Below are 24,784 nucleotides of genomic sequence, written 5' to 3'. Positions count from 1 at the left end.
GCGACATTACCCTGCCTGTGGAACCGCTGTACTGGCGCCCTCGACAAGTCCCCGGGAGCACTTTAGGCAGTCGGTACGCAGCGATCGTAGCAAAAGGGCGCCCGGAAAGGCCGCGAGATGAGCAAAAAAACCTTGATCGCACCGTCGGTGCTGGCATCGGATTTCTCGAAGCTCGGTGACGAGGTCGAGGCGGTGGCGGCGGCCGGTGCCGACTGGATCCATCTCGACGTGATGGATGGGCATTTCGTGCCAAACATCACCTTCGGCCCGCCTGTCATCAAGGCGATCCGCAATCGCACCAAGGCCTTTTTCGACTGCCACCTGATGATCGCGCCAGCCGACCCCTACCTCGCCGCCTTCGCCGAAGCCGGCTGCGACGGCATGACGGTGCATGCCGAGGCCGGGCCGCATCTCGACCGCTCGTTGCAGACAATCAGGAACCTCGGCAAGAGGGCGGGCGTCTCGCTCAATCCGGCAACGCCGGAAACGGCGATCGAATATGTGCTCGACCGGCTCGACCTGATCCTGATCATGACCGTCAATCCGGGTTTCGGCGGGCAGGCCTTCATCCCGGCAATGGTCGACAAGGTGAGAAGGATCAAGGCGCTGATCGGTGACCGGCCGATCCGCATCGAGATCGACGGAGGCGTCTCGCCGGAAACCGCCCCCTTGGTCACCGCTGCCGGCGCCGACGTGCTGGTGGCCGGTGCCGCCATCTTCAGGGGTGGCAGTGTCGAGGCTTACCGCGCCAATATCGAAGCGATCAGGGCGGCGGCCGACAAGGCCGCCGGCTAACATAGCGCGGTCATTCCGGGGCCAATTGCTGCGGACCGGCGTCGTTGGAAGGGCGTGGTCTGCCGCATATCCGAATCAGGCTGCGCGGCGATCTGATTCGGGCAGTCGCCTGCTGTCTTTGCGCGCGACAGAAAAGATGCTCGCATGGGAGCACAAGAAACAGATGATCCTGCGTGCATACAAACCACGTTAAACTTCTGCTGGTTGTAGAAATATTCGAATTCTCGCGATCGGCTCCGCGCATTTGCGTATATTTCATTGTCCTAAAGTACAATAGCGCGATCTTCTGCTTGAGTGCCGGAAGCGTAGCGCTGTATGGTACACGTACGGAGAGAGAATTTCGGACTCGAATTGCCCAAGACGACAGTAAGGGGACAAGGAGTCGCTTTTGACGTACGGAGCTGCCAATCTGAGCGACGACGGGACCGGAGCCAAGAGCACACTTGCCAGCACGGTCTATCATCAATTGCGTGATGATCTTCTCGGCGGCGCTCTTGAAACCGAAAGCAAGCTGCGCGTCGAGTGGGTCGTTTCCAAGTATGGCGCCGGTGCCTCTCCGGTTCGTGAAGCCCTCAATCGCCTTGCCTCCGAAGGTCTCCTTGGCCGCCATGACCAGCGTGGCTTTTTCATCATGCCGGTCAGCGCGACGGAACTCGAGGAACTGACGCGCACCCGCTGCTGGCTCGAGGAGCGGGCCCTGCGCGAATCCATTGCCCACCGGACCGCCGAATGGGAAGAACAATTGGTGCTGGCGCTGCATCGGCTGGGGCGGGCCTCACGGCTTTCGTCGCAAAGTAGCTCGTCGCTCAATCCGGAGTGGGAGAAAGTGCATCGCACTTTCCATCGGGTGCTGATCTCGGCGTGCCGGTCGCACTGGCTGGTTGGCTTCTGCGACCAGCTTTCCGATCACGCCTACCGCTACAGGCAAATGGCCAATGACGGGGAGAGCATCCAGCGCGACGATTTCGCCGAACATCGGTTGATTGCTGAAAATGCGCTGGACGGAAATGCGGATGGTGCCGTCCAGGCCCTGATCGATCACTACCAGCTGACCGCCGCCATGTGCATGGAACGCTTCAGGCAAGGCGAGGCACCCGCCGGTCCGGGTCAGCGCGCCCAGCGTTGACGGCTGTTTGGTCGGCGCCCTCTGCCGTCCCATCCCTCGAATCTTTTCGGTGGACGCAGGGCAGCCTGTCGCGGCCTTGACGGCAGGGCTGGGAAACGCGAACTCTTCGTCGCGTGCCGCCGAGACCGCGGCCGGCATCACCCTGGGAAGATGTCATGAGCAATCATCTGTTCGATGCGTTCCGGTCCCGGATGCCGGCGCCTGGGCATATGTTGATGGAAACCAATGATGGACGCTCGCTCACCTATGGCGACATGCTGGCACGCTCGGCGCAGCTTGCGCATGCGCTCCTGCAAATGGATGTCGCGCCCGGAGACCGGGTTGCCGTGCAGGTCGAGAAGAGCCCGGAGATGGTTTTGCTCTATCTCGCCTGCGTGCGCGCCGGCGCCGTCTTCCTGCCGCTCAACACCGCCTATACGCTGGCCGAGCTCGGCTATTTCTTTGGGGATGCGGCACCTCGGGTGATCGTCTGCGATCCGGAACGGTCGGCGGACATCCGTGGGATGGTCGAGCCGTCCGGTGCCGTCGTGGTCACGCTCGACCGCGGTGGCCAGGGATCCCTGGCGGACCAGGCATCGCGTCAGTCTTCCGAGTTCCACGATGTGGAGCGCGGCGCGGACGACCTTGCGGCGATCCTCTACACGTCGGGAACGACCGGCCGTTCGAAAGGCGCCATGCTCAGCCATGAGAATCTCGCCTCGAACGCGCGGGTGCTGGTCGAGCAATGGCGGTTCACCAGGGATGACGTGCTGATCCACGCTCTGCCGATTTTCCACACGCACGGCCTGTTCGTCGCCACCAACGTCACCCTGATGGCCGGCGCCTCGATGCTGTTCGAGCAGAAATTCGACGCGGGCCGCATCGTCTCGCTGCTGCCGCGCGCCACCGCCCTGATGGGCGTGCCGACCTTCTATACCAGGCTGCTGAAGCAGGACGGGCTGGATCGCGAGGCGGCGAAAAACATCCGGCTGTTCGTGTCTGGTTCCGCGCCGCTGCTGGCCGAAACGCACAAGGCCTGGCGAGACCGTACCGGCCACGCCATCCTCGAGCGCTACGGCATGACCGAGACCAACATGAACACCTCCAATCCTTATGAGGGCGAGCGGCGCGCCGGAACGGTCGGCTTCCCCTTGCCCGGCGTGTCGCTGCGCATCGCCGATCCCGATTCCGGCAAGCCGCTTGCCCAGGGCGAGGTGGGCATGATCGAGGTCAAGGGCCCGAACGTGTTCCGCGGCTACTGGCGCATGCCGGAAAAGACCAAGGCGGAATTCCGCGCCGACGGCTTCTTCATCACTGGCGACCTCGGCATGATCGACGCCGACGGCTATGTCCACATTGTCGGTCGCGGCAAGGACCTGATCATCTCAGGCGGCTACAACGTCTATCCGAAGGAGCTCGAAAGCGAGATAGACGCGCTCGACGGCGTCCTGGAAAGCGCCGTCATCGGCCTTGCCCATCCGGACTTCGGCGAAGGCGTCACCGCTGTGGTCGTGCGCTCGCCCGCGTCGCGGATCAGCGCGGCCGAGATTCTCGACGCTATCACCGGCCGCATGGCGAAGTACAAGCATCCCAAACGGGTGATCTTCGTCGACGACCTGCCGCGCAACACGATGGGCAAGGTGCAGAAGAACCTTTTGCGCGACAGCTACAAGGATCTCTACATCCCAAGCAAAGCCGGCTAAGCAGATATCGCGCTCCGGCCCGCGAACGCTGGCTCAGGTCGGGTACAACAGTTCGGCGACATGGTCTGCGATGGCCAGGCTCGCCGTCAGGCCTGGGCTCTCGATGCCGAACAGATTGACGATCCGGCCCACGCCATGATCGGCCGGTCCCTGAATCACGAAGTCCGCCGCGGGCTGCCCGGGTCCCGAGAGCTTCGGCCGGATGCCGGCATAGGCCGGCTGCAGCGCGCCATCCGCGAGATCGGGCCAATAGCGGCGGATCGCCTCGTAGAAGACGGCGCTTCGGCTGGGGTCGACCGTGTAATCCACGCCGTCGATCCATTCGACGTCGGGGCCAAAGCGCGCATTGCCGGCCAGATCGAGCGTCAGATGGACGCCAAGACCCCCTTCGACCGGACCCGGATAGATCAGCCGCGAAAAGGGTGACCGCCCTGGAAGCGCGAAATAATTGCCGCGCGCCAGCCACTGCCGGGGGATGACATCCCATGGGAAACCCTCGATCCGACTGGCCACGGCCTGCGCATCGAGGCCGGCTGCATTGACGAAAGTGCCGGCCTCCACGGCGAAGGTCTCGCCATTGGCGTCTCGCGTGTCGAGCCGGATCCGATCGGCTTCGATCGTCGCCCCGGCAACGGAGGTGAGGAAAGCGAAGGACGCGCCTGCTGCTTCCGCGTCACTGCGTAGCGACAGCATCAGCGCGTGGCTGTCTATGATGCCCGTCGATGGCGACAGCAGCGCGCCGGCGCATCTCAGCGCCGGCTCCAGGCTTTCGGCCTCGGCGCGTGTCAAAAGCTCGAGATCGTCCACCCCACAGCGCTTCGCATTGGCCTCGATCGCCCGCAGCCCGTCCGTCTGGCCGGGTTCGCTGGCGACGATCAGCTTGCCGGCGCGGCGATGGCCGATAGTGTGTTCGGCGCAGTATGCATAGAGCTGCCGGCGCCCTTCGACGCACAGCCGGGCCTTCAGGCTGCCGGGCGCATAATAGAGCCCGGCATGGATGACTTCGGAATTGCGTGAACTGGTGACGGTGCCGATCGCGTCGGCCTTTTCGATCACCACCACCTCGCGGCCCGACAAGGCCAGCGCCCTGGCGACGGCAAGCCCGACGACACCTGCTCCGGCGACGACACAATCGATTGTCAGCATGGCCTCGCTCTCAGCGCGGAGCGACAGCCTCGAACACCTTGTCGCCGCCGATCCAGACCCTTCCTATGTCAAGATCGTCCGACAGCGCAACGATGTCCGCTGCCGTCCCATTCGCGAAGCGGCCAAGCCGGTGCGACTGGCCGATCGCCTGGGCCGGGTAGAGCGAGGCCATGCGCAAGACTTCGGAAAGCTCGAGCCCGACAGTGCGGTGCATGAACCGGATGGCCGAGATCATGTCGAGGTCGGCACCGGCCAGCGTCCCGTCGGCAAGCCTGAGGCTGCCATCCCTGCGGTAGATGGTGCGGCCATTGAGCGTGAACGAACTCATCTCGGTGCCGATCGTCGCCATCGCGTCGGTGACCAGCACGATCCTGCCCGGTCCCTGCTTGGCGTCGAGCGCGATCCTGATCGTGGCGGGATGGACATGGATGCCGTCGGCGATCAGCCCCGCCGACAAGGCGCCGATGTCGATGGCGGCGCCCGCCAGCCCGGGCTCGCGGTTGCCGATCTGGCTCATCGCGTTGAACAGATGCGTGACGACGCTGGCGCCGGCCTCGGCGAAGGCTTTTGCCGTGGCATGGCCCGTGTCGGAATGGCCGAGGCTGACGATGATCCCGGCCTCGGCCAAGGCCTTGACGCGGGTAGGGTCGACGGATTCCGGCGCGATCGTGGTGAGCAGCACCGGCAGCTTCTGGCGCGCCGCGATCAGCATGGCCTGGTCGGCGTCCGTCATCGGCCGGATCAGCGCCGGATCATGCGCCCCCTTGCGGGCAATCGACAGATGCGGACCTTCCAGGTGCAGGCCGAGAAAACCCGGCACTTTTTGCAGCACTGCCGCTTCGCCGGCGGCGATCGCGGCGGCCGTGATTGCGGGCGTGTCGGTGATCAGCGTCGGCAGCAGCGCCGTCGTGCCGAACGGCGCGTGCGCGCGGCAGATGGTTTCGATCGAGGCGACATCGGGATGATCGTTCAGCATCACGCCGCCGCCGCCATTGACCTGGATGTCGACGAAGCCTGGCACCAGCATGCCGCCGCCGGTGTCGATGGCGCGGATATTCCCGGGCAGCGCGCCTTGCGGCAGCATGGCTTCGACGAGGCCGCCGCGCACGACAAGGACCGCGCCTTCATGCCAGTCGTCGCCGTCGAAGATGCGGGCGCCCGTCAGGGCAAAACGGTCGCTCATACGGTCTCCGTCACCTTGCGAAGGTTGCGCGGCGCGTCCGGATCGAGGCCGCGATGGCGGGCAAAGGCCTCGACGAACATGTAGAAGGAGACGATCAGCGTTAGCGGATCGGTCAGCGGGTGACCGGTGGCGACATGCGGCAGGCGCGTGGCGCGATTGGCGAGCGCCGAGGTGACGAAAACCGGCGCGCCTTTTGCCGCCAGGCTGTCGGCGGCGTCGGCGACCGAGGGCTCGGACGCGTCGCGAGCGGCCAGCGCCAGCACCGGAAAGTCGGGACCGATCAGCGCCAGCGGGCCATGCATCACTTCGGCCGCGCTATAGGCCTCGGCATGCATGCCGCAGGTCTCCTTGAACTTCAGCGCCGCTTCGTTTGCCATCGCCGCCGACGGACCGCGGCCGAGAATGAACAGCGATCTTTGCTTCTCGATCGTCTCGGCCAGCACGNCAGACGTGTGCTCTTCCGATCTGTCGCAGCCGATCGCCTTGCCGAAATGGTCGGGCAGGCGGGCCAGAGCCGCGAGAAGCGCTTCGTCGCCGGTCGAATGCGCCATTAAAGCGAGACCGGCAACGGCGGAATTGATGAAGGTCTTGGTTGCCGCGACGCTGCGCTCCGGCCCGGCGAGGATGTCTATCGCATAGTCCGAGGCGCGCGCGAGCGGCGAATCTGCGGTGTTGGTGACGGCAATGGTCAGCGCGCCGCCGGCCCGTGCGGTTTCGGCCATCGCGACGATGTCGGGGCTCTTGCCCGACTGCGAGATCGCCAGGCAGGCCGAGCCGTCAAGCCGGAGCTTGCGGCCGTAGATCGAGGCGATCGACGGCCCGACCGAGGCGACGGCAAGGCCCGCGGTCAATTCGACGGCATATTTCATGAAGGTGGCGGCATGATCGGAGGAGCCTCGCGCCACGGTGACGACGAAATGCGGGTCGCGCTCCTTGATGCCGCGCCCGGCTTCGGCCAGCACGGCACCGGAGCCGTCGAGCAGGCGGGCGACGGCTTGCGGGATTTCCTCGATCTCGCGCTGCATATGAGTGGCGTTGGCAATCATGGTCGGCCCTCTTCGCTCGGCCCTGTCAGCCGCAGTTCGGCGACGAAATCATAGGCGTCGCCCCGGTAGATGGAGCGGGTGAACTCGATCACCTTGCCGCTCGCCAGGTAGGAAATACGTTCGATATGCAGGCCGGCAATGCCCGGCGGCACTTCGAGCAGGCGCGCATCGCCTTCGCCGAGATTGGCGGCGGAGATGCGCTGCACCGCGCGCACCGGCCGGTTGCCGGTCAGTTCCAGTGCGGCGTAAAGCGACGAACCGATGCCAGCCGGATCCGGCAGCACGCTGGCCGACAGCGAAGCGCGTTCGATCGCCAGCGGCGTGTCGTTGGCGATGCGCAGGCGGGCCACGCGTGCCACCAGTTCGCTCGACGAGAGGCCAAGCACCATCATCTCGTCGGGCGAGGGCGCGTAGAGGCCGCGGTCGAGCCAGGCCGAACGCACCGCCATGCCGCGCCGCGCCATGTCCTCGGTGAAGGAGGTCAGCCGCGACAGCGACTGCTCGACGCGCTCCATGCGCGGGGCCACGAAGGTGCCCGAACCGTGGCGCTGCACCAATACGCCGCCCTTGACCAGGTCCTGCACCGCCTTGCGCACGGTGACGCGCGAAATGTCGGCCTTGGTGGCGATGTCGCGCTCGGATGGCAGCGCGTCGCCTGGGCCGATCAGGCCGCGGTTGACGGCGTCCTCGATGCTTTTCCTGAGCTGCAGGTAAAGCGGCGCGCCGCTTTGCGAGGATTGTTTGAGCGTGGCGAAGATCTGGTCGGCGGCATCGCTCATCGCGCAGCCTCCACACGTGCAGCGAAAAGGCGTGCCGCCATCTGCACAGCACCGCCTAGCGCATCGTCGAGCGGTTCCTTCAGCAGGGTGCGGTAGCGCTCCGACAGGCGCGGCGCATAGAGCGGCGCCAGCCCGCCGAGCAGGCAGAGCGGTGCTCCGGCGGCGAGGTCGAGCGCGCCAAGCGAGGCCTCGACATCGGCGACCGCCTTGTCGAGTATCCAGTTGGCGACGATGTCGCCTTTTTGCGCATGTTCGAATACTTTCGGCGCGAAGCCGCCGAAATCGCCGGGCTTGGCGTTGGTCGTGAATTCGACCACGTCCTCGGGATTATTGCGGAAAACGGCCATCATGCTGTCGGTCAGCGGCGAGGCTAGGCGCACGCCATCATGCGCGAGCAGTGTCTGCTCCAGCAGGTCGCGGCCGATGCGGGCGCCGCTGCCCTGGTCGCCGACCTGAAATCCCCAGCCGCCGATGGCGCGGGACTTGCCATCCTTGCGCGCCATATAGGCGGTACCGGTGCCCAGGATCGCCATCGCACCGTCACCGGAACCGACCGCGCCTTCCAGCGCGATCTCCGCATCGGTCTCCACGCGGCTGGTGCTGAACGGCAGGATCGCCTCGAGCTGTTGCCGGTACGTGCCGACATTGGCGCCGGCAAGGCCGAGGATGGCGGGTGTTTGCGGGATCAGGTCCGGATCTTGCCCGGCGGCGATGAAAGCCTGCCGCGCCGCATCGACGATGTTCGAGCGGGCGCCGGTGAGGTCGGTGCGGATGTTGGCGGCGCCGCTTTTGGCGCGGCCGACGACAGCGCCGTCCGCCGTTGCCAGCGCGGCCCTGCAGCTGGTGCCGCCGCCATCGATACCGAGCACGAATTTCACACGATTTCTCCTCCGGCAGGATAATACCAATAAAATACCAATAGCCAAGGGTTAATTTCCGTTTCAAAAAGATTAAGCGGTATCTCATTGAAAAGGTTCCGCAATTCGTCGGCTCACCGATTTCCCGTCCGCGAATTCGTTAATGCATGTGGACAAGTGGTATTTTTTTGGTATTGTTTTGTCGATTGGAGGAACTGGGATGGCCGAAACGCGCACCGAAGCGTTGCATGGGAATGCCGAGGGGCTGGATATCCGGGCTCCCGAAGTCATCCTTGCTTCGCTGGCCGATGCGCAGGTCGAGGCCGCGAAAGCGGTCCGAAACGCCATTCCCTCCATCGCCAGGGCAGCCGAGATCATTGCCGGCTGCCTGAGCGACGGCGGCAAGCTCGCCTATGCCGCAGCCGGCAGCTCCGGCCTGATGGCGCTGGCCGATGCGCTGGAATTGCCGGGCACGTTCGGCATCCAGCGCGATCGCATTGCCATCCTGATCGCCGGCGGCGACAACGCCTTGAGGGCACTGGCCGGCGGGCCCGAGGACGACACCGAGGCGGCCACGACGGCGGTTGCCAATGCCGGTATCGGCGTGGGCGATTGCCTGATCGCCCTTTCCGCCAGCGGCACGACGCCCTATGCGGTGGGCGCCATCGAGGAGGCGCGGCGCCGGGGTGCCGCCACCATCGGCATCGCCAACAACAAGGGTTCGGCTCTGCTCCAGCAGGCCGACACCGCCATCCTGCTCGAGACGCCGCCGGAAGTGATCGCCGGTTCGACCCGCATGGGCGCCGGAACGGCGCAGAAGATCGCGCTCAACATGCTGTCGACACTGACCGCCGTTCATCTTGGCCATGTCCATGACGGCTACATGGTCAACCTCCTGGCCGACAATATGAAGCTGCGCGACCGGGCGGCGCGCATCGTCGCCGCCGTCAGCGGCCGCGGCCAGGAAGAGGCCGTCAGCCTGCTCGAAAAGAGCGGCGGCGCGGTCAAGACAGCCATTCTGCTCGCCGCCGGCGCCGACAGCGCCGATGCGGCGCGGAAGATACTGGAACGGACAGGCCAGAAGCTGCGGCCAGCCCTTTCCGCGCTGGGGCATGATCCCGAAAAGTGGAAACCGCTTTTCGGAAAAGATCACGCTCCAACAAAGAAATAGGCCAGTTTCATCCCGATTCCCATCGGGGTGAAACGGGCTTGCGAGGGGAACAAGGGCTCCAAAGCCTGGGTTCTCATCAAAACCGAACCTGAAAAAGGTCAACAGGGAGACTGAGCATGACAACGAAACTACTGACGGCACTGCTTCTGGGCACCAGCATTCTCGGCTCGGCCGGATTGGCTCACGCCGAGGACGTAACGCTCAACATCGAAAGCTGGCGCGGCGACGACCTTGCCATCTGGAAGGACAAGCTGATCCCGGCCTTCGAAGCCAAGAACCCCGGCATCAAGGTGGTGTTCGCCCCCTCGGCCCCGACCGAGTATGACGCCGCCCTCGGCGCCAAGCTCGCCGCCGGCTCGGCTGGCGACCTGATCACCTGCCGCCCCTTCGACAAGTCGCTCGAACTGTTCAAGAAGGGCAACCTTGCCGACCTCTCGGCGCTGCCCGGCATGGACAACTTCTCGCCGGTCGCCAAGTCCGCCTGGCAGACCGATGACGGCAAGGCGAGCTTCTGCGTGCCGATGGCATCCGTCATCCACGGCTTCATCTACAACAAGGACGCCTTCGACAAGCTCGGCATCAAGGTGCCTCAGACCCGTGACGAGTTCTTCGCCGCGCTCGACAAGATCAAGGCCGACGGCACCTACATCCCGATGGCGATGGGCACTAAGGATCTCTGGGAGGCCGCGACCATGGGCTACCAGAACATCGGCCCCAACTACTGGAAGGGCGAGGATGGCCGCAAGGCGCTGATCAAGGGCGATCAGAAGCTGACCGACAAGGACTGGGTCGCGCCGTATGAGGAACTGGCCAAGTGGAAGCCTTATCTGGGCGACGGCTTCGAGGCCCAGACCTATCCCGACAGCCAGAACCTGTTCACGCTCGGCCGGGCCGCCATCTATCCGGCCGGCTCATGGGAAATCGGCCTGTTCAACACCCAGGCCCAGTTCAAGATGGGGGCCTTCCCGCCGCCGGTCGAGAAGGCCGGCGACACCTGCTACATCTCCGACCATACCGATATCGGCATGGGCCTGAACGCAGCCTCCAAGCACGCGGACGCGGCCAAGACCTTCCTGTCCTGGGTGGCCTCGCCTGATTTCGCCACCATCTACGCCAACGCGCTGCCGGGCTTCTTCAGCCTGAACTCCGCGCCGGTGAAGATGGAAGACCCGCTGGCGCAGGAATTCGTCTCCTGGCGCGGCAAGTGCAAGTCGACGATCCGCTCGACCTACCAGATCCTGTCGCGCGGCACGCCGAACCTCGAAAACGAGACCTGGGTTGAATCGGCCAACGTCATCAACGGCACCGATACGCCCGAAGCCGCGGCCAAGAAGCTGCAGACCGGTCTCGACAGCTGGTATAAGCCGGCCAAGTAAGAGCTCAGGCAGCGGAGCCGGCTGGGCGCATGCCCGGCCGGTTCCGGATTATCCTGTTTTCATATTGCGATTGTCGGCTCTGCCTCACGGCCTTACCCTTGCTGTTGGGGAAGGCTGGCTGACCAGTCGCAGGCTTTTGTCTTGCCGCGCCGGGCAAGGTTTGGGCCACGCATCGGGGCATCATCTAGCATCACATCATCTGGAACCGAGAGACGGCGGGGACCGAACTCATGGCCGCACAAACACGACCCAAAAGACCATTCCGCTGGCATATCGCCGTCTTCCTGGCGCCGGCGGTGCTCGTCTACACGGCGATCATGATCCTGCCGCTCGCCGGCACGCTGCAGCTCTCGCTGTTCCGCAATGTCGACCAGTCCCAGATATTCGTCGGCCTGGACAATTTCCGCACCTTGTTCGGCGACCCCAACTGGTCGGTCAATTTCTGGAATGCGCTGCGTAACAATGTCTGGTTCTTCATCATCCACATGCTGGTGCAGAACCCCGTCGGCGTGCTGTTGGCGGCAATTCTCTCCAGCCCGAGGCTGAGGTTCGCCGCCTTTTACCGCACCGCGATCTTCGTGCCGACCATCCTGTCCTTCGTCATCGTCGGCTTTGCCTGGAAGCTGATCCTGTCGCCGCTATGGGGCGTGGCGCCGCATCTGCTCGACTTCGTCGGGCTGAAGAGCCTGTTCACGCCCTGGCTCGGCAAGGAGCAATACGCGCTGACCGCGCTCAGCCTGATCTCGGTGTGGCAATTCATCGGCATTCCGATGATGCTGATCTATGCCGCGCTGCTGTCGATCCCGGAAGAGGTGCTCGAGGCGGCCGAATGCGATGGCATCACCGGCCTGTCGCAGTTTTGGAAGATCAAGCTGCCGCTGATCCTGCCGTCGATCGGCATCATCTCGATCCTCACCTTCGTCGGCAATTTCAACGCCTTCGACCTGATCTACACCGCGCAGGGCGCGCTCGCGGGTCCCAATTATTCGACCGATATTCTCGGCACCTTCCTCTACCGCGCCTTCTTCGGCTTCCAGTTGCAGGTCGGCGACCCCAACATGGGCGCGACCATCGCCACGATCATGTTCCTGATCATCCTGGGCGGTGTCTGCGTCTACCTCTTCCTCATCCAGACGCGCCTGCGTCGCTACCAGTTCTGAGGGGACGAAGATGAGCATCGCCACCCGTTCACTGCCCCGCGCCATCGGCGCCCACGCGATCCTGCTGACCTACACGGCGATCGCGCTGTTTCCGGTGATCCTGGTCATCATGAATTCGTTCAAGTCCCGCGCCGGCATCTTCGGCGCGCCGCTGACGCCGCCGACGCCAAAGACGTTCGACCTGATCGGCTACACCACGGTGATCGGCCAGGGCGACTTCATCCATTATTTCCAGAACAGCCTCGTCGTCACCGTCGGCTCGCTGTTCTTCGTGCTTCTGTTCGGCGCCATGGCTGCGTTCGCGCTGTCGGAATATCGCTTTCGCGGCAACACGATGATGGGGCTTTATTTAGCGCTCGGGATCATGATCCCGATCCGGCTCGCCACCGTCGCCATCCTCCAATTGATGGTGGCGAGCGGGCTGGTCAACACGCTGACCGCGCTGATCCTGGTCTACACCGCGCAGGGGCTGCCGCTCGCCGTCTTCATCCTGTCCGAATTCATGAAGCAGGTGTCCGACGATCTGAAGAACGCCGGCCGCATCGACGGCCTGTCGGAATACACCATCTTCTTCCGGCTGGTCGTGCCGCTGGTGCGGCCGTCGATGGCAACCGTCGCCGTCTTCACCATGATCCCGATCTGGAACGATCTGTGGTTTCCGCTGATCCTGGCGCCGTCGGAAGAGACCAAGACGGTGACGCTCGGCGCCCAGCTTTTCCTGGGCCAGTTCGTCACCAACTGGAACGCCATCCTGGCAGCACTGTCGCTGGCGATCCTACCGGTGCTGGTCCTCTATGTCATCTTCTCGCGGCAGCTGATCCGCGGCATCACGTCGGGGGCCGTCAAGTGAGCGACGGTCAGGAGATTGTCGGACAGGCCCTTGTCGAGACGGCGAGCCGGCATGGATTTCGCGGTGTGCGCGCCAAGAATTTCTACCGGGAATGGCCGGAGACGATCTGCGTGCTGAACCTTCAGAGGTCTTCCTGGGGGCCGCGGTTCTATATCAACGCTGCTGTCTGGTTTACGCGGCTCGGGCCGGAGCGCCGGCCGAAGGAATACAATTGTCACATTCGTTGGCGCGTTAATTCCTTGATGGGAGACGAGCAGTCAAAGGCATTCGAGCAGGCCCTCAATCTGGAGCAGCTCTTGTCTGACGATCAGAGGCTTTCATTGGTCAAGGACGGAGTCGATGCCTACGGCTTCAGGCTTCTGTCTCGCTGCGACAGCGAACAAGCTGCCTTGCAGGTCGCGGACGAATGCGAGCCTCATGTCATGGTTGCTCTCAAGGCTCGCACGCAAGAAAAGGTGAATTGATACATGACTGAACCCCTTCGCGTCGTCGTCGCCGGCCTCGGCAATATGGGCCGCAGCCATGCGCTGGCCTATCACACCAATCCGGGTTTTCAGATCGCCGCGCTGGTCAACCGCTCCGACGTGCCTTTGCCTGGGGGGCTTTCCTTCTATGGCATCAGGCGTTCGTTCGATGACGCCCTGCGCGACGAAAAGCCCGACGTCGCCTGCGTCGCCACCTATTCCGACAGCCATGCCGATTATGCGGTGAAGGCGTTCGAGGCCGGATGCCATGTCTTCGTCGAAAAGCCGCTGGCAACGACGGTGGCCGATGCCAGGCGTGTCGTCGCGGCAGCCAAGGCCAACGGCCGAAAGCTGGTGATCGGCTATATCCTGCGCCACCACCCGTCCTGGATCCGGTTGATCGCCGAAGCGCGCAAGCTCGGCGGTCCCTACGTGTTCCGCATGAACCTCAACCAGCAATCCTCGGGCCATACCTGGGAGACGCACAAGCAGCTGATGCAGACGACATCGCCGATCGTCGATTGCGGCGTGCATTATCTCGACGTCATGCTGCAGATCACCGATGCCAAGCCGGTCGAGGTGCGCGGCATGGGCGTGCGGCTGACCGAGGAAGTCGCGCCTTCCATGTACAATTACGGCCATCTGCAGGTGCTGTTCGATGACGGCTCGGTCGGCTGGTACGAGGCCGGCTGGGGTCCGATGATTTCGGAAACCGCCTTCTTCGTGAAGGACGTGATTTCGCCCAAGGGCTGCGTGTCGATCGTCATGAAGGAGGGCGTGAAGTCCGACGACATCGACACCCACACCAAGACCTCGACCATCCGCCTGCACAGCGCCGCGACCGGCGCGGACGGCAAGTTCGTAAAGGCGGACGAGATGCTGTCGATGGAAGGCGAACCCGGCCATCAGGATCTCTGCGATCTCGAACAGGCTTTCGTCCTCAAGGCGATCCGCGAGGATATCGATCTCACCAGACATATGGACGACGCGGTGCGGTCGCTCGCCGTCTGCCTTGCCGCCGACGAGAGCGTGCGCGGCGGAAAGGCGGTGCGGCTATGATTAGGCTGTGGTCTTCCGCGCCCTACGGCGCCCGCTTGGCGCCCACTCATCAATTTGGAGGACTGCCGTGGGCTCGCTAAAAATCGAGAACGTGAAAAAGGCATTTGGGCCGGTCGAGGTGCTCAAGGGCATCGACCTTGAAGTGACGGATGGCGAGTTCGTCGTCTTTGTCGGCCCTTCGGGTTGCGGCAAGTCGACATTGCTCCGGGTCATCGCCGGTCTGGAGGATTCGACCTCGGGCCGGGTGCTGATCGATGGCGAGGATGTCTCGGTCACCCCGCCGGCGAAACGCGGCATCGCCATGGTGTTCCAGACCTATGCGCTCTATCCGCATCTGACGGTGAAGAACAATATGGGCCTCGGCCTCAAGCAGGCGAACACGCCGGCGGCGGAAATCGACCGCCGCATCGGCATCGCCTCGTCCATGCTGTCGCTGGAGCCCTATCTCGAAAGACGACCTGCGGAACTTTCCGGCGGCCAGCGCCAGCGCGTCGCCATCGGCCGCGCCGTGGTGCGCGAGCCGAAACTTTTCCTGTTCGACGAACCGCTGTCGAACCTCGATGCGGCGCTGCGCGTCAACACGCGGCTGGAGATCGCGCAACTGCATCGCCGGCTGAAGGCGACGATGATCTACGTAACCCACGACCAGGTCGAGGCGATGACGCTGGCCGACAAGATCGTGGTGCTCAATGCCGGCAAGATCGAGCAGATCGGCGGCCCGATGGAACTCTACAATTCGCCGGCAAACGAGTTCGTCGCCGGCTTCATAGGCTCGCCGAAGATGAATTTCGTCGACGGCGCCCGGCTCGGCGAGACAGCCAAGACCATCGGTGTGCGGCCGGAGCACCTGACGGTCGATCCGAAATCCGGCGCCTGGAAGGGCACGGTGGTGCATGCCGAACATCTCGGCGCCGACACCAATCTCTATCTCGACTGCGAGAAAGCCGGCCTGATCACCGTGCGCATTTTCGGTGTTTATGACGCCGAGCCCGGCGCGACGCTTTATGCGACGCCGGAGCCAGGGAAGACGTATCGGTTTGGCGCGGATGGGAAAGTGCTGAAGTAGTATCGCAACATAGGTTTGCGCCGCCCCTCATCCGCCTGCCGGCACCTTCTCCCCGTATAGTGACGGGGAGAAGGAAGGTAGCTCCAGCGCCGGCGATTGGCAAAAGCAGTAACGACAGCGCCGTTCTCCCCGTTCTACGGGGAGAAGATGACGGCAGCCAGATGAGGGGCAGCGCCAGCGCCTAAAATGTCACGCCTAGAGCAATTCCAGGGAAAGTGTGAAACGGTTTTCCGTCCGGAACTGCTCTAAACGTCAGCCTTGAACGTCTGCTTCTGCTGACCCAATCCCTCGATCCCCAGCTCGACAACATCACCAGCCTTCAAGAACACCGGCGGCTTCATGCCGAGCCCGACGCCGGGCGGGGTGCCGGTCGAGATAATGTCGCCGGGGTGCAGCGACATGAACTGGCTGAGGTAGGAGACGAGATAGGCCACTCCGTAGACCATGGTCTTGGTCGAGCCGTTCTGCATGGTCTTGCCGTTGACCGTCAGCCACATCTTCAGGTTCTGCGGGTCTGATACTTCGTCCTTGGTTACCAGCCACGGGCCGGTCGGGCCGAACGTGTCGCAGCTCTTGCCCTTGGTCCATTGGCCCTGGCGCTCGGCCTGGAAGGCGCGTTCGGACACGTCATGGGAGACGCAATAGCCGGCGACATGGTCGAGCGCGTCGGCTTCGCTGACATATTTGGCGGTTTTGCCGATGACCACGCCGAGCTCGACTTCCCAGTCGGTCTTCTCGGAGCCGCGCGGGATCAGCACGTCGTCGTCCGGGCCGACGATGGCCGAGCTTGCCTTCATGAAGATGATCGGTTCCGGCGGCACGGTGGCCCCGGTCTCGGCGGCATGGTCGGAATAGTTGAGGCCGATGCAGATGAACTTGCCGGTGCCGGCAACGCAGGCGCCAAGGCGCGGCTTGCCGGAAACCGCCGGCAGCGACTTCGCATCGAGCTTCGAAAGCATGTCCAGCGAGGCCGGATGAAGTGTCGTGCCGGCAATATCGGCGACATGGGCGGAGAGATCGCGGATCGTTCCATCCGCATCGAGCAGGCCGGGACGTTCGCTTCCCACCTCGCCATAGCGCAGCAGTTTCATGCATCTTCTCCTGATTGCGGCCTCGTGGCCGTCCTACAAACTCTCCGCCGGGGCGGCCGTCCTCTGGAACCCGCCGGAGCCTAGCCATGGGCCTGCTTAACGACAAGCGCGAACAGCCTCTATTGGCGGCCGGCGGGCGGGATTTTCAGACTTCCCGATCCTGCACCAAACCCGATGTCCGGTTGTCCCCAGGCAGCGCTCAGATCGACCAGCCGCCGTCGATATTATAGGCCTGTCCGGACGTGTAGCTGGCGCCGGCCAGGTAGACGGCGAGATCGGCGATCTCCTCTGGCGTGCCGAGCCGGCCCATTGGCTGGCGGGCGATGAAAGCGGCGCGGGCGGCGTCGTAATCGCCCTGGGCGTGCATGCGGTCCTGCAGCGACGGGCTTTCGACCGTGCCGGGGCAGATGGCGTTGCAGCGTATGCCCTTGCCGACATAGTCGGCCGCGACCGCCTTGGTCAGCCCGATCACGGCGGCCTTGGTGAGGCCATAGGCGAAGCGGTTTGGCACGCCCTTGGTCGAACTGGCGAGCGAAGCCATGTTGATGATCGACCCGTCGCCACGCTCCAGCATGCCGGGCAGCACCGCCCGGATGGTTCGGATCATGGCGCGCACGTTGAGATTGAAAGCGAAATCGAGATCGGCGTCCTTCATCTCCAGGATCGAACCCGAATGGACGAAACCGGCGCAATTGAACAGCACGTCGACGGCGCCGATCTCGGCAAAGGCGGCATTGACCGCCTCGTCGTTGAGCACGTCGACCTTACGGGTCTTGATCCCTGATGTCTTGGCGAGTTCCGCCAGCAGCGTCTCGTTGATGTCGGTGGCATGGACGGTGGCGCCAGCCTTGGCGAAGGCCAGCGCGCTCGCCTTGCCGATGCCTTGCGCCGCTGCCGTGATGACAACGACCTTGCCCGCCAGTTCCGCCATGCTTTGTTCCTCGCCTGCTTGGGTCAATTGCCTTTATCGGCTGCCGGCGAAAGCGTCATGTGCCAGTCAGGCGCGATTGTGCGGCCGGTGCCAGTTCACTGATAAAGATGTTTTTTCTCGTTAAAGAACATATGGCCAGGCGTCAAGCCCGATCGCGATCACTCTGGGCCTTAGTCGCCGTAAGGCACCCAGACATTCTTCACCTCGATGGCACGGCGCAGAAAAACGTCACCGCTGGCATCTTCCGAGGCCCAGTCGAGACTGCGGCCGTTGCCGCTCCAGACGCGTTTGAGGTTGCCGATGGACTCGGCTTCCGCCTTGGCGCAGGTATCCGCGTCGGTGAACAGCCACAGTCCGTCGACGTCGTCGTGCTTGGCCAGCACGACGGCAAGCTCCGCGGTGCGTCCGGTGATGATGTTGACGGCGCCGGCCGGCACATCGGAATATTCGATGACCTGATAGAGATCGGTGGCCAGCAGCGGATACCGTTCCGACGGCACGGCGACCACCGTGTTGCCCATGGCCAGCGCCGGCGCGACCAGCGAGATGAAGCCGAGCAGGGGCTGATCGTCCGGCGCCACGATGCCGACGACGCCAACAGGCTCGTGCAGCGCCAGCGTCACGGCACGCGCTGGCGGGTGGTGCACGCGTCCCTCGAACTTGTCGGCCAGGCCGGCATAGAGGAACAGCCGCTCGATCGAGAGCTCCACCTCGTCCCGCGCGGCCTTGGCATTGGCTCCGGTCAGTTCGGTGAGCCGGGCGGCAAATTCTTCCGCGCGGCCGGAAAGGTTCTCGGCCAGGTAATAAAGCACCTGCGACCTGTTGTAGGCGGTCGCCTCCGGCCAGCTTTTGCAGGCGCGGGCAGCCGAAACCGCATCGCGGATATCCTTGCGGCTGCCGAGCCCGACTTCGCCGGCGAGCTTGCCCTTGGCGGTGGCGACGGCAAGCGAGTAATTGCCGTCCGGCCGCACCTGCTTGCCGCCGATGAACAGCTTCGCCGTGCGGTCGATAGCGACGCCGTCCGCCTGTTCCACGGGCTGCGCCGAAGACGTCGCTGGTTTGATCACCGGGCCGAGCGGCAGTTTTGCCGAGAGATATTCGAACATGCCCTCGCGCCCGCCCTCGCGGCCGAAGCCGCTCTCGCGATAGCCGCCAAAGCCGCAGGCGGCGTCGAACATGTTGGTGCCGTTGACCCAGACCACGCCGGCCTTCAATTGCGGCGCGACATGGAGCGCCAGGTTGACGTTCTCGCTCCATACCGAGGCCGCGAGGCCATAGCGCGTGTTGTTGGCGAGTTCGATCGCTTCCTCGGTGTTGCGGAAGGTCATGGTGGCGAGCACCGGCCCGAACACCTCTTCTTGCGCCAGGATATTAGCCGGCGGTACACCGGTGGCGAGCGTCGGCAGGTGATAATAGCCGGAAGACGGCAGCGTTGCATCCGGCTGCCAGCAGACGGCGCCCTGCCGGGCACCTTCGGCGATCAGTCCCTTGACCCGGTCGAGCTGGGTCAGATCGACCAGCGGGCCGATATCGGTGTTCTTGTCGAGCGGGCTGCCGACACGCAGCCGGCTCATCCGCGTCTTGACTTTGGCGATCAAGGCGTCGGCGATGCCTTCCTGTACCAGCAGCCGCGAACCGGCGCAGCAGACCTGGCCCTGGTTGAACCAGATGCCGTCGACCAGACCCTCGACGGCGCTGTCGAGATCTGCGTCCTCGAAGACGATGAAGGCCGACTTGCCGCCAAGTTCCAGCGACAGTTTTTTCCCTGACCCGGCGGTGGCCTTGCGGATGATCTTGCCGACTTCCGAGGAGCCGGTGAAGGCGATTTTCTGGATGCCAGGGTGGTTGACGATCGCCGCACCCGCTTCCGGACCGCCCTGCACGATGTTGACGACGCCTTTCGGAACGCCGGCGCGTTCGCAGATCTCGGCGAACAGGATCGATGTCAGCGGCGTGAACTCGGCCGGCTTCAGCACCACGGTGCAGCCCGCCGCAAGCGCCGGTGCGATCTTCCAGGCCAGCATCAGCAGCGGAAAATTCCACGGGATGATCTGGCCGACGACGCCGACACCCTTTTGGCCGGGAAAATCCCTGTCCAGCGCCTGAGCCCAGCCGGCATGGTGAATGAAATGGCGGATTGCCAGCGGCACGTCGATGTCGCGGCTTTCGCGGATCGGCTTGCCGTTATCGATCGTCTCAACCACCGCGAACAGCCGCTGGTGACGCTGCATGGCGCGGCCGATGGCGTAGAGCACTTTCGCGCGCTGGTATCCGGAACTGGCGCTCCATTTCGGCAACGCCTTTGCGGCGGCAGCAACCGCCGCGTCGATGTCGGCGGCATTGGCATCGGACACCTTGGCCAACAGCTTGCCGGAAGACGGCTCGCTGGTGTCGAAGGTCTTGCCGCCGCCGGCCGCTTTCCAGTCGCCACCGATGAACAAGGCCTTGGAGAAATCGCGCCCGGCCAGCCAGGCATCGGCCTCGTTGCGAGCCTCCGGCGCCGGGCCGTATTCCATGGCGTGATAGCGTTCAAGGATATTCATCAGGTTCCTCCTTCACCCTCCCACTTGTGGGGAGGGTCGATCGGCAAAGCCGATCGGGGTGGGGGTGCTCAAGCCATCGCGTGGCGGTGATTGGCCGAATAATGCCCGGTCAGATGATGCTCGAGCTGACGTTCGATATCGGTCAGCAGGCTCGAGGCGCCAAAGCGGAACAGCTCGGGCTCCAGCCATGGACGGCCGAGTTCCTCCTTCATCAGCACCAGCCAGTCGAGCGACACTTTCGCGGTGGAAATGCCGCCCGCCGGCTTGAAGCCGATGAGATAGCCTGTTTCCTCGAAATAGGCCCTGATGGCGCGCACCATGGCGAGGCCGACGGGCAGCGTGGCGTTGACGCTTTCCTTGCCGGTCGAGGTCTTGATGAAGTCCGCACCCGCCATCATCGCCACCATCGAGGCCAGCATGACATTGCGCAGCGTGGCGAGGTCGCCGGTGCCCAAAATGACCTTGAGATGCGCGTCACCGCAGGCGGCACGCATCGATACGATCTCATTGTAAAGCTCGCGCCACTTGGCGCCGAACACCAGGCCGCGCGGGATGACGACATCGATCTCGTCGGCGCCGTCCTTCACCGAGGCCTCGATCTCCTGCAACCGGGTCGACAGCGGCGCCAAGCCATGCGGGAAGGCGGTGGAGACCGCGGCGACATGGATGCCGGTGCCGCGCACCGCGTCCACGGCCGTGGCGACGAAGGGATGGTAGACGCAGACGGCGGCCGGCCGGATGGTCTCGCCCGCAATGCCGAGACCTTCGATGATGTCGCGGCGCAGCGGGTTGATCGCCTTGGCGCAGAGCCGGCGCACGCGCTCCTCGGTGTCGTTGGAGTTGAGCGTCGTCAGATCCATGCAGGCGATCGCCCGCAGCAGCCAGGCCGCCTGGTTGTCGGCCTTGATCGAGCGCCGCTTGGTCAGGCTGGCGACGCGGCGTTCCAGCGCGGAGCGGTTGACGCTGCGTACCGATTCGAGAAAACCGAGGTCGAGTTTCAGGCCGGGATTACGCGTGATGTGATGGTCCAGCGGCACCGGCGTGTTCGCGGCGGCGCGTGCCGGCAGCGGCGTCACCTTGGTGCCAAGATCGGCTTCGCGGATGGTGCTGCTCATCTCCTGCCCTTTCATTCAAGTGGCGTGCGCTTGATATCTCGGCGCGCATCTTTACCCCAAAGCCGTCGACAGTTTTGGGCGACACGCACGAAGATAGCCCGCGAAGTCGCGCTTCACGAGTCCTCAAGCGAGGGATAGCTGAAAAAGGCCGCGAAAGCAGCTGATTTTTGACCGGAAGGTCAAAACCAGCTTTCTGGGAGACGCGCTGGCCTCAGCCGACGAAGGCGCGTTCGACGACGAAGCTCGAGGGATGGCTGAGCGAACCTTCCTGGAAGCCGAGGCTTTCGGCCAGCTCCTTGACGTCTTTCAGCATGTGCATCGAGCCGCAGATCATGATGCGGTCGGTTTCGGGATTGAGCTTTTCGATGCCGAGGTCGCTGTAGAATTTGCCGGAGCCGATAAGCGCGGTGATGCGGCCCATGCGCGCCGACTCTTCGCGGGTCGTCGAATTGTAGAGCGTGACGCGCCCAGTGGTCAGCTCGCCGATCAGCGGGTCGCTTTCGAGCGCCGCCACCAGTTCCTGGCCGTAGATCAGCTCGGCATTGTCGCGGCAGGTGTGGGTCAGGATCAGCTGATCGAACTTCTCGTAAGTGTCGGGATCGCGCAGCAGGCTGGCAAAGGGCGCGATGCCGGTGCCGGTCGAGATCATGAACAGGCGCTTGGCGGGGGTCAGCGCGTCGACGACCAGCGTGCCGGTCGATTTTTGGCGCATGATGACGGTGTCGCCGACCTGGATCTTCTGCAGTTCCGAGGTCAGCGGGCCATCCGGCACCTTGATCGAGAAGAATTCCAGCTCTTCGTCCCAGGCCGGGCTGGCGACGGAGTAGGCGCGATACACCGGCTTCTCGGCATTGGGCAGGCCGATCATGACGAATTCGCCCGAGCGGAAGCGCAGCGATTGCGGCCGGGTGATGCGGAACGAGAACAACCGGTCGGTATAGTGTTTCACCGAGACGACGGTTTCGGCATAGACATTGGCCGGAATCGGAAACTGCAGCGGGCGGGCTTCAGCGGTGTTGAACGAGGGCGTGGTGTTCATCAATTCCAACCTTCTCGCCCAATGACAGACGCGGGCGCCAAACTTTCCCGTGCGCGCCCGAACCATTCAGGTTCCGGCATGCCATGCACGCTACCGAAGCGGTAAGCTCTTGTGTCCGGAATTTATTAGTATACAAACGATATTTGCGTCAAGACGCCGCCGTAAAACACCTTTCCAAACTGCGGCATATCCGTAGTCCCAGCATTTCGGGTTTCGACAATGAAAGAGAATTTTTCGGTGCAGCCGCCGGATTCCCTGGGCAGCGTCGTCGCCGGCATCGATGTCGGCGGAACCTTCACCGACCTGCTCCTGATCGACGGCAAGGACGGTGGCAGAGTGTATCTGGCCAAGACCCCGACCACTGTCGACAACCAGGCCTTTGGCGTGGTTTCGGCGCTTGGCGCCACCGGCTTTCCGATCGACGGCATCGACCTCATCGTGCATGGTACGACCACCACCACCAATGCGGTGCTGGAGCGCCGGCTGGCCAGGACCGGGATGATCACCACGCGCGGTTTTCGCGACGTGATCGAACTCGGTAGGCGGACACGGCCGCAACCCTATGGCATGACGGGAACCTTCGTCCCGATCATTCCGCGCAACCTGCGCCTCGAAGTGTCGGAGCGCGTCGAGGCATCAGGTGCGGTGCGCACGCCGCTTGATGAAGCCGAGATGCGCGAGGCGGTACACGCGCTCATCGCGGCCGGCTGCGAATCCCTCGTCATCCATTTCCTCCACTCCTACGCCAACCCCACGCATGAGCGGCGCGCCGCCGAAATAGCCGCCGAGCTCTGGCCGAACGGCTACATCACCACGGGCCATGCGCTATTGTCGGAAGCGCGCGAATTCGAGCGCGGGGTGACGGCATCGGTCAACGCTTCGGTGCAGCCGATCCTGGAGCGCTATGTCGAGCGCCTGCGCACGGAATTGGCCGACAAGGGCTATGCCCGCGACTTCCTGATCATGAACGGCAATGGCGGCATGATATCGGCCCGCTTCGTCACACGTGAATCGGCCAAGACGGTCATGTCGGGGCCCGCCTCCGGCGTCATCGCCGCCGCCTACACGGGCAAGCGCGCAGGCTTCGAAAACCTCGTTACCTACGACATGGGCGGCACCTCGACCGACGTGGCGCTGATCCGCAACGCCGAGCCGGCTGTCTCGAACGAGATCGAGATCGAATACGCCATGCCCATCCATGTGCCGATGGTGGCGGTGCATACGGTGGGCGCCGGCGGCGGCTCGATCGCCCGCGTCGATGCGGCCGGCCTGATTCAGATCGGGCCGGAAAGTGCCGGCGCCAATCCCGGCCCGATCTGCTACGGGCGCGGCGGGACCGAGCCGACGATCACCGACGCCAACCTCGTGCTTGGCCGGCTAGCGCCGAAGAAGCTGCTGGCCGTCGAAAACCCAGTCACATCGGAGCGCGTCACCGGCATTTTCGAGGACAGGATCGGCAAGGCAACTGGCCTGTCGGGTGTCGAGGCCGCGGGCGCGGTGCTCAGGCTGGGCAACATGAAGATGGCCGGCGCCATCCGCATGGTGTCGGTGTCGCGCGGCCACGACCCGCGCGATTTCGCGCTGTTCGCCTTCGGCGGCGCCGGGCCGCTGCATGCGACGGCGCTCGCCCGCGAACTCGGCTTGCCCAAAGTGCTGGTGCCGGCGCGGCCCGGCATCACCAACGCGCTCGGCTGCGTCGTCGCCGATCTGCGCCACGACTTCGTCAACACCATCAACCAGCCCGTGGCTGTGCTGGACGAAAGCCAGCTCCACCAAGTACTGGAACGGCACCGGAACGAAGGCGAGGAGCTGATCGCCAAGGAAGCGGTGAAGCCGGAATCGATCCGCGTCTCCCACTCCGCCGACATGCAGTTCGTCGGCCAGACCCACATCATCAACGTGCCGCTACCGTCCTCGTCGGTGACCCGGAGCCAATTGCAGGCGTTGTTCGAGAAAGCCTATTTCGCCCGCTTCAAGGTGGAGTTGCCGGAAATCCGCGCCAACCTCGTCAATCTCAACACCTCGGTCACCGGCGTGCGTCCGGCGATCGACCTGTCACGGCTGATCGACCCGGCCGGGCGGGCGAAAACGCTCGACGCGGCGCGTCGCGAAATCCGACCGGTCTGGTACGCCGGGCGCTGGCACGACACGCCGGTCTATAGCAGGGAAAAGCTGCCGCTCGATGCGGTCATCGAAGGGCCGGCGATCCTCGAACAGATGGACGCGACCACCGTGCTCGAACCGGGCGACCGCGCACGCTCCGACGCCGACGGCAACATCATCATCGACATTGGCGAGGCCTGAC

Annotated in this window: 21 protein-coding genes; 11 read left to right on the top strand and 10 right to left on the bottom strand. The window is 64.1% G+C overall.

The genetic code is table 11. From position 1 onward, the window contains the following. The first annotated feature begins 117 nt into the window (after positions 1-117). From rpe to X739_RS159585, 3 genes are all read left to right on the top strand, one after another. Positions 118-795 (top strand): ribulose-phosphate 3-epimerase, encoded by a 678-nt coding sequence (gene rpe, locus X739_RS159575; protein ID WP_023772073.1) that lies wholly within the window; start codon positions 118-120, stop codon positions 793-795. Between the two features lie 388 nt (positions 796-1,183). Further along, the gene (locus tag X739_RS159580) at positions 1,184-1,921 is read left to right on the top strand and encodes a GntR family transcriptional regulator (RefSeq protein ID WP_023772074.1); all 738 of its coding nucleotides are present in this window, start codon (positions 1,184-1,186) and stop codon (positions 1,919-1,921) included. A gap of 155 nt (positions 1,922-2,076) precedes the next feature. Further along, positions 2,077-3,603 carry a malonyl-CoA synthase gene (locus X739_RS159585; protein WP_023793302.1) on the top strand — a complete coding sequence of 509 codons (1,527 nt, stop codon included), beginning with the start codon at positions 2,077-2,079 and terminating at the stop codon, positions 3,601-3,603. Between the two features lie 33 nt (positions 3,604-3,636). Here the strand turns inward: X739_RS159585 and X739_RS159590 are convergent, their stop codons facing one another. The 5 genes from X739_RS159590 to X739_RS159610 all read right to left on the bottom strand — a co-directional run bounded on the left by X739_RS159590 (position 3,637) and on the right by X739_RS159610 (position 8,635). Next, a complete protein-coding gene (locus tag X739_RS159590) occupies positions 3,637-4,749 on the bottom strand; it encodes an NAD(P)/FAD-dependent oxidoreductase (RefSeq protein ID WP_023772076.1) in 1,113 nt (370 codons plus the stop codon). A 10-nt stretch (positions 4,750-4,759) separates the two neighbouring features. Further along, the gene (gene nagA / locus X739_RS159595; RefSeq protein WP_023772077.1) at positions 4,760-5,932 is read right to left on the bottom strand and encodes an N-acetylglucosamine-6-phosphate deacetylase; all 1,173 of its coding nucleotides are present in this window, start codon (positions 5,930-5,932) and stop codon (positions 4,760-4,762) included. After that, the gene (locus tag X739_RS159600) at positions 5,929-6,978 is read right to left on the bottom strand and encodes an SIS domain-containing protein (RefSeq protein ID WP_023793299.1); all 1,050 of its coding nucleotides are present in this window, start codon (positions 6,976-6,978) and stop codon (positions 5,929-5,931) included. The genes nagA and X739_RS159600 overlap by 4 nt, the downstream gene beginning before the upstream one ends. Then, positions 6,975-7,757 carry a GntR family transcriptional regulator gene (locus X739_RS159605; protein ID WP_023772079.1) on the bottom strand — a complete coding sequence of 261 codons (783 nt, stop codon included), beginning with the start codon at positions 7,755-7,757 and terminating at the stop codon, positions 6,975-6,977. The genes X739_RS159600 and X739_RS159605 overlap by 4 nt, the downstream gene beginning before the upstream one ends. Beyond that, positions 7,754-8,635 (bottom strand): N-acetylglucosamine kinase, encoded by an 882-nt coding sequence (locus X739_RS159610; RefSeq protein ID WP_023772080.1) that lies wholly within the window; start codon positions 8,633-8,635, stop codon positions 7,754-7,756. Before X739_RS159610 ends, X739_RS159605 begins: the two co-directional genes overlap by 4 nt. Before the next feature lie 199 nt (positions 8,636-8,834). Between X739_RS159610 and X739_RS159615 the strand changes: the two genes are divergently transcribed. The 7 genes from X739_RS159615 (at position 8,835) to X739_RS159645 (ending at position 15,760) form a co-directional block, all read left to right on the top strand. Beyond that, positions 8,835-9,785, top strand: coding sequence for an N-acetylmuramic acid 6-phosphate etherase (locus X739_RS159615; RefSeq protein ID WP_023772081.1), 951 nt, complete (start codon positions 8,835-8,837; stop codon positions 9,783-9,785). 116 nt (positions 9,786-9,901) lie between these two features. Next, on the top strand, positions 9,902-11,161 hold the full coding sequence (locus X739_RS159620) for an ABC transporter substrate-binding protein (protein WP_023772082.1): 1,260 nt from the start codon (positions 9,902-9,904) through the stop codon (positions 11,159-11,161). Positions 11,162-11,391: 230 nt separating this feature from the next. After that, positions 11,392-12,321, top strand: coding sequence for a sugar ABC transporter permease (locus X739_RS159625; protein ID WP_023772083.1), 930 nt, complete (start codon positions 11,392-11,394; stop codon positions 12,319-12,321). Positions 12,322-12,331: 10 nt separating this feature from the next. Beyond that, the gene (locus X739_RS159630; RefSeq protein ID WP_023772084.1) at positions 12,332-13,171 is read left to right on the top strand and encodes a carbohydrate ABC transporter permease; all 840 of its coding nucleotides are present in this window, start codon (positions 12,332-12,334) and stop codon (positions 13,169-13,171) included. Further along, on the top strand, positions 13,168-13,635 hold the full coding sequence (locus X739_RS159635) for a DUF4304 domain-containing protein (RefSeq protein WP_023772085.1): 468 nt from the start codon (positions 13,168-13,170) through the stop codon (positions 13,633-13,635). The genes X739_RS159630 and X739_RS159635 overlap by 4 nt, the downstream gene beginning before the upstream one ends. A 3-nt stretch (positions 13,636-13,638) precedes the next feature. Then, positions 13,639-14,694: a Gfo/Idh/MocA family oxidoreductase gene (locus tag X739_RS159640; RefSeq protein WP_023772086.1), complete on the top strand. Its 1,056-nt coding sequence runs from the start codon at positions 13,639-13,641 to the stop codon at positions 14,692-14,694. A 67-nt stretch (positions 14,695-14,761) separates the two neighbouring features. Continuing rightward, complete coding sequence (locus X739_RS159645) at positions 14,762-15,760, top strand: ABC transporter ATP-binding protein (protein WP_023772087.1); 999 nt, start codon at positions 14,762-14,764, stop codon at positions 15,758-15,760. A 245-nt stretch (positions 15,761-16,005) separates the two neighbouring features. Here X739_RS159645 and X739_RS159650 read toward each other — a convergent pair whose 3' ends face one another. The 5 genes from X739_RS159650 to X739_RS159670 form a co-directional block, all read right to left on the bottom strand. Further along, a complete protein-coding gene (locus X739_RS159650) occupies positions 16,006-16,851 on the bottom strand; it encodes a fumarylacetoacetate hydrolase family protein (RefSeq protein WP_023772088.1) in 846 nt (281 codons plus the stop codon). Between the two features lie 199 nt (positions 16,852-17,050). Beyond that, complete coding sequence (locus X739_RS159655; protein WP_023772089.1) at positions 17,051-17,782, bottom strand: SDR family oxidoreductase; 732 nt, start codon at positions 17,780-17,782, stop codon at positions 17,051-17,053. 170 nt (positions 17,783-17,952) lie between these two features. After that, positions 17,953-20,325: an aldehyde dehydrogenase family protein gene (locus X739_RS159660; protein WP_023793292.1), complete on the bottom strand. Its 2,373-nt coding sequence runs from the start codon at positions 20,323-20,325 to the stop codon at positions 17,953-17,955. Between the two features lie 68 nt (positions 20,326-20,393). Further along, positions 20,394-21,440, bottom strand: a complete 1,047-nt coding sequence (gene deoC / locus X739_RS159665; RefSeq protein ID WP_031251958.1) for a deoxyribose-phosphate aldolase — start codon at positions 21,438-21,440, stop codon at positions 20,394-20,396. 211 nt (positions 21,441-21,651) lie between these two features. Next, a complete protein-coding gene (locus X739_RS159670; RefSeq protein WP_023793287.1) occupies positions 21,652-22,479 on the bottom strand; it encodes a ferredoxin--NADP reductase in 828 nt (275 codons plus the stop codon). Positions 22,480-22,698: 219 nt separating this feature from the next. Here X739_RS159670 and X739_RS159675 point away from each other — a divergent pair, with 219 nt between their 5' ends. Continuing rightward, on the top strand, positions 22,699-24,783 hold the full coding sequence (locus X739_RS159675; protein WP_023793285.1) for a hydantoinase/oxoprolinase family protein: 2,085 nt from the start codon (positions 22,699-22,701) through the stop codon (positions 24,781-24,783). Position 24,784: the final 1 nt, after the last annotated feature.

The sequence above is a fragment of the Mesorhizobium sp. LNHC209A00 genome, from assembly GCF_000502915.1.
Classification (GTDB): domain Bacteria; phylum Pseudomonadota; class Alphaproteobacteria; order Rhizobiales; family Rhizobiaceae; genus Mesorhizobium.
This window is presented reverse-complemented; position numbering and strand designations above follow the sequence as displayed.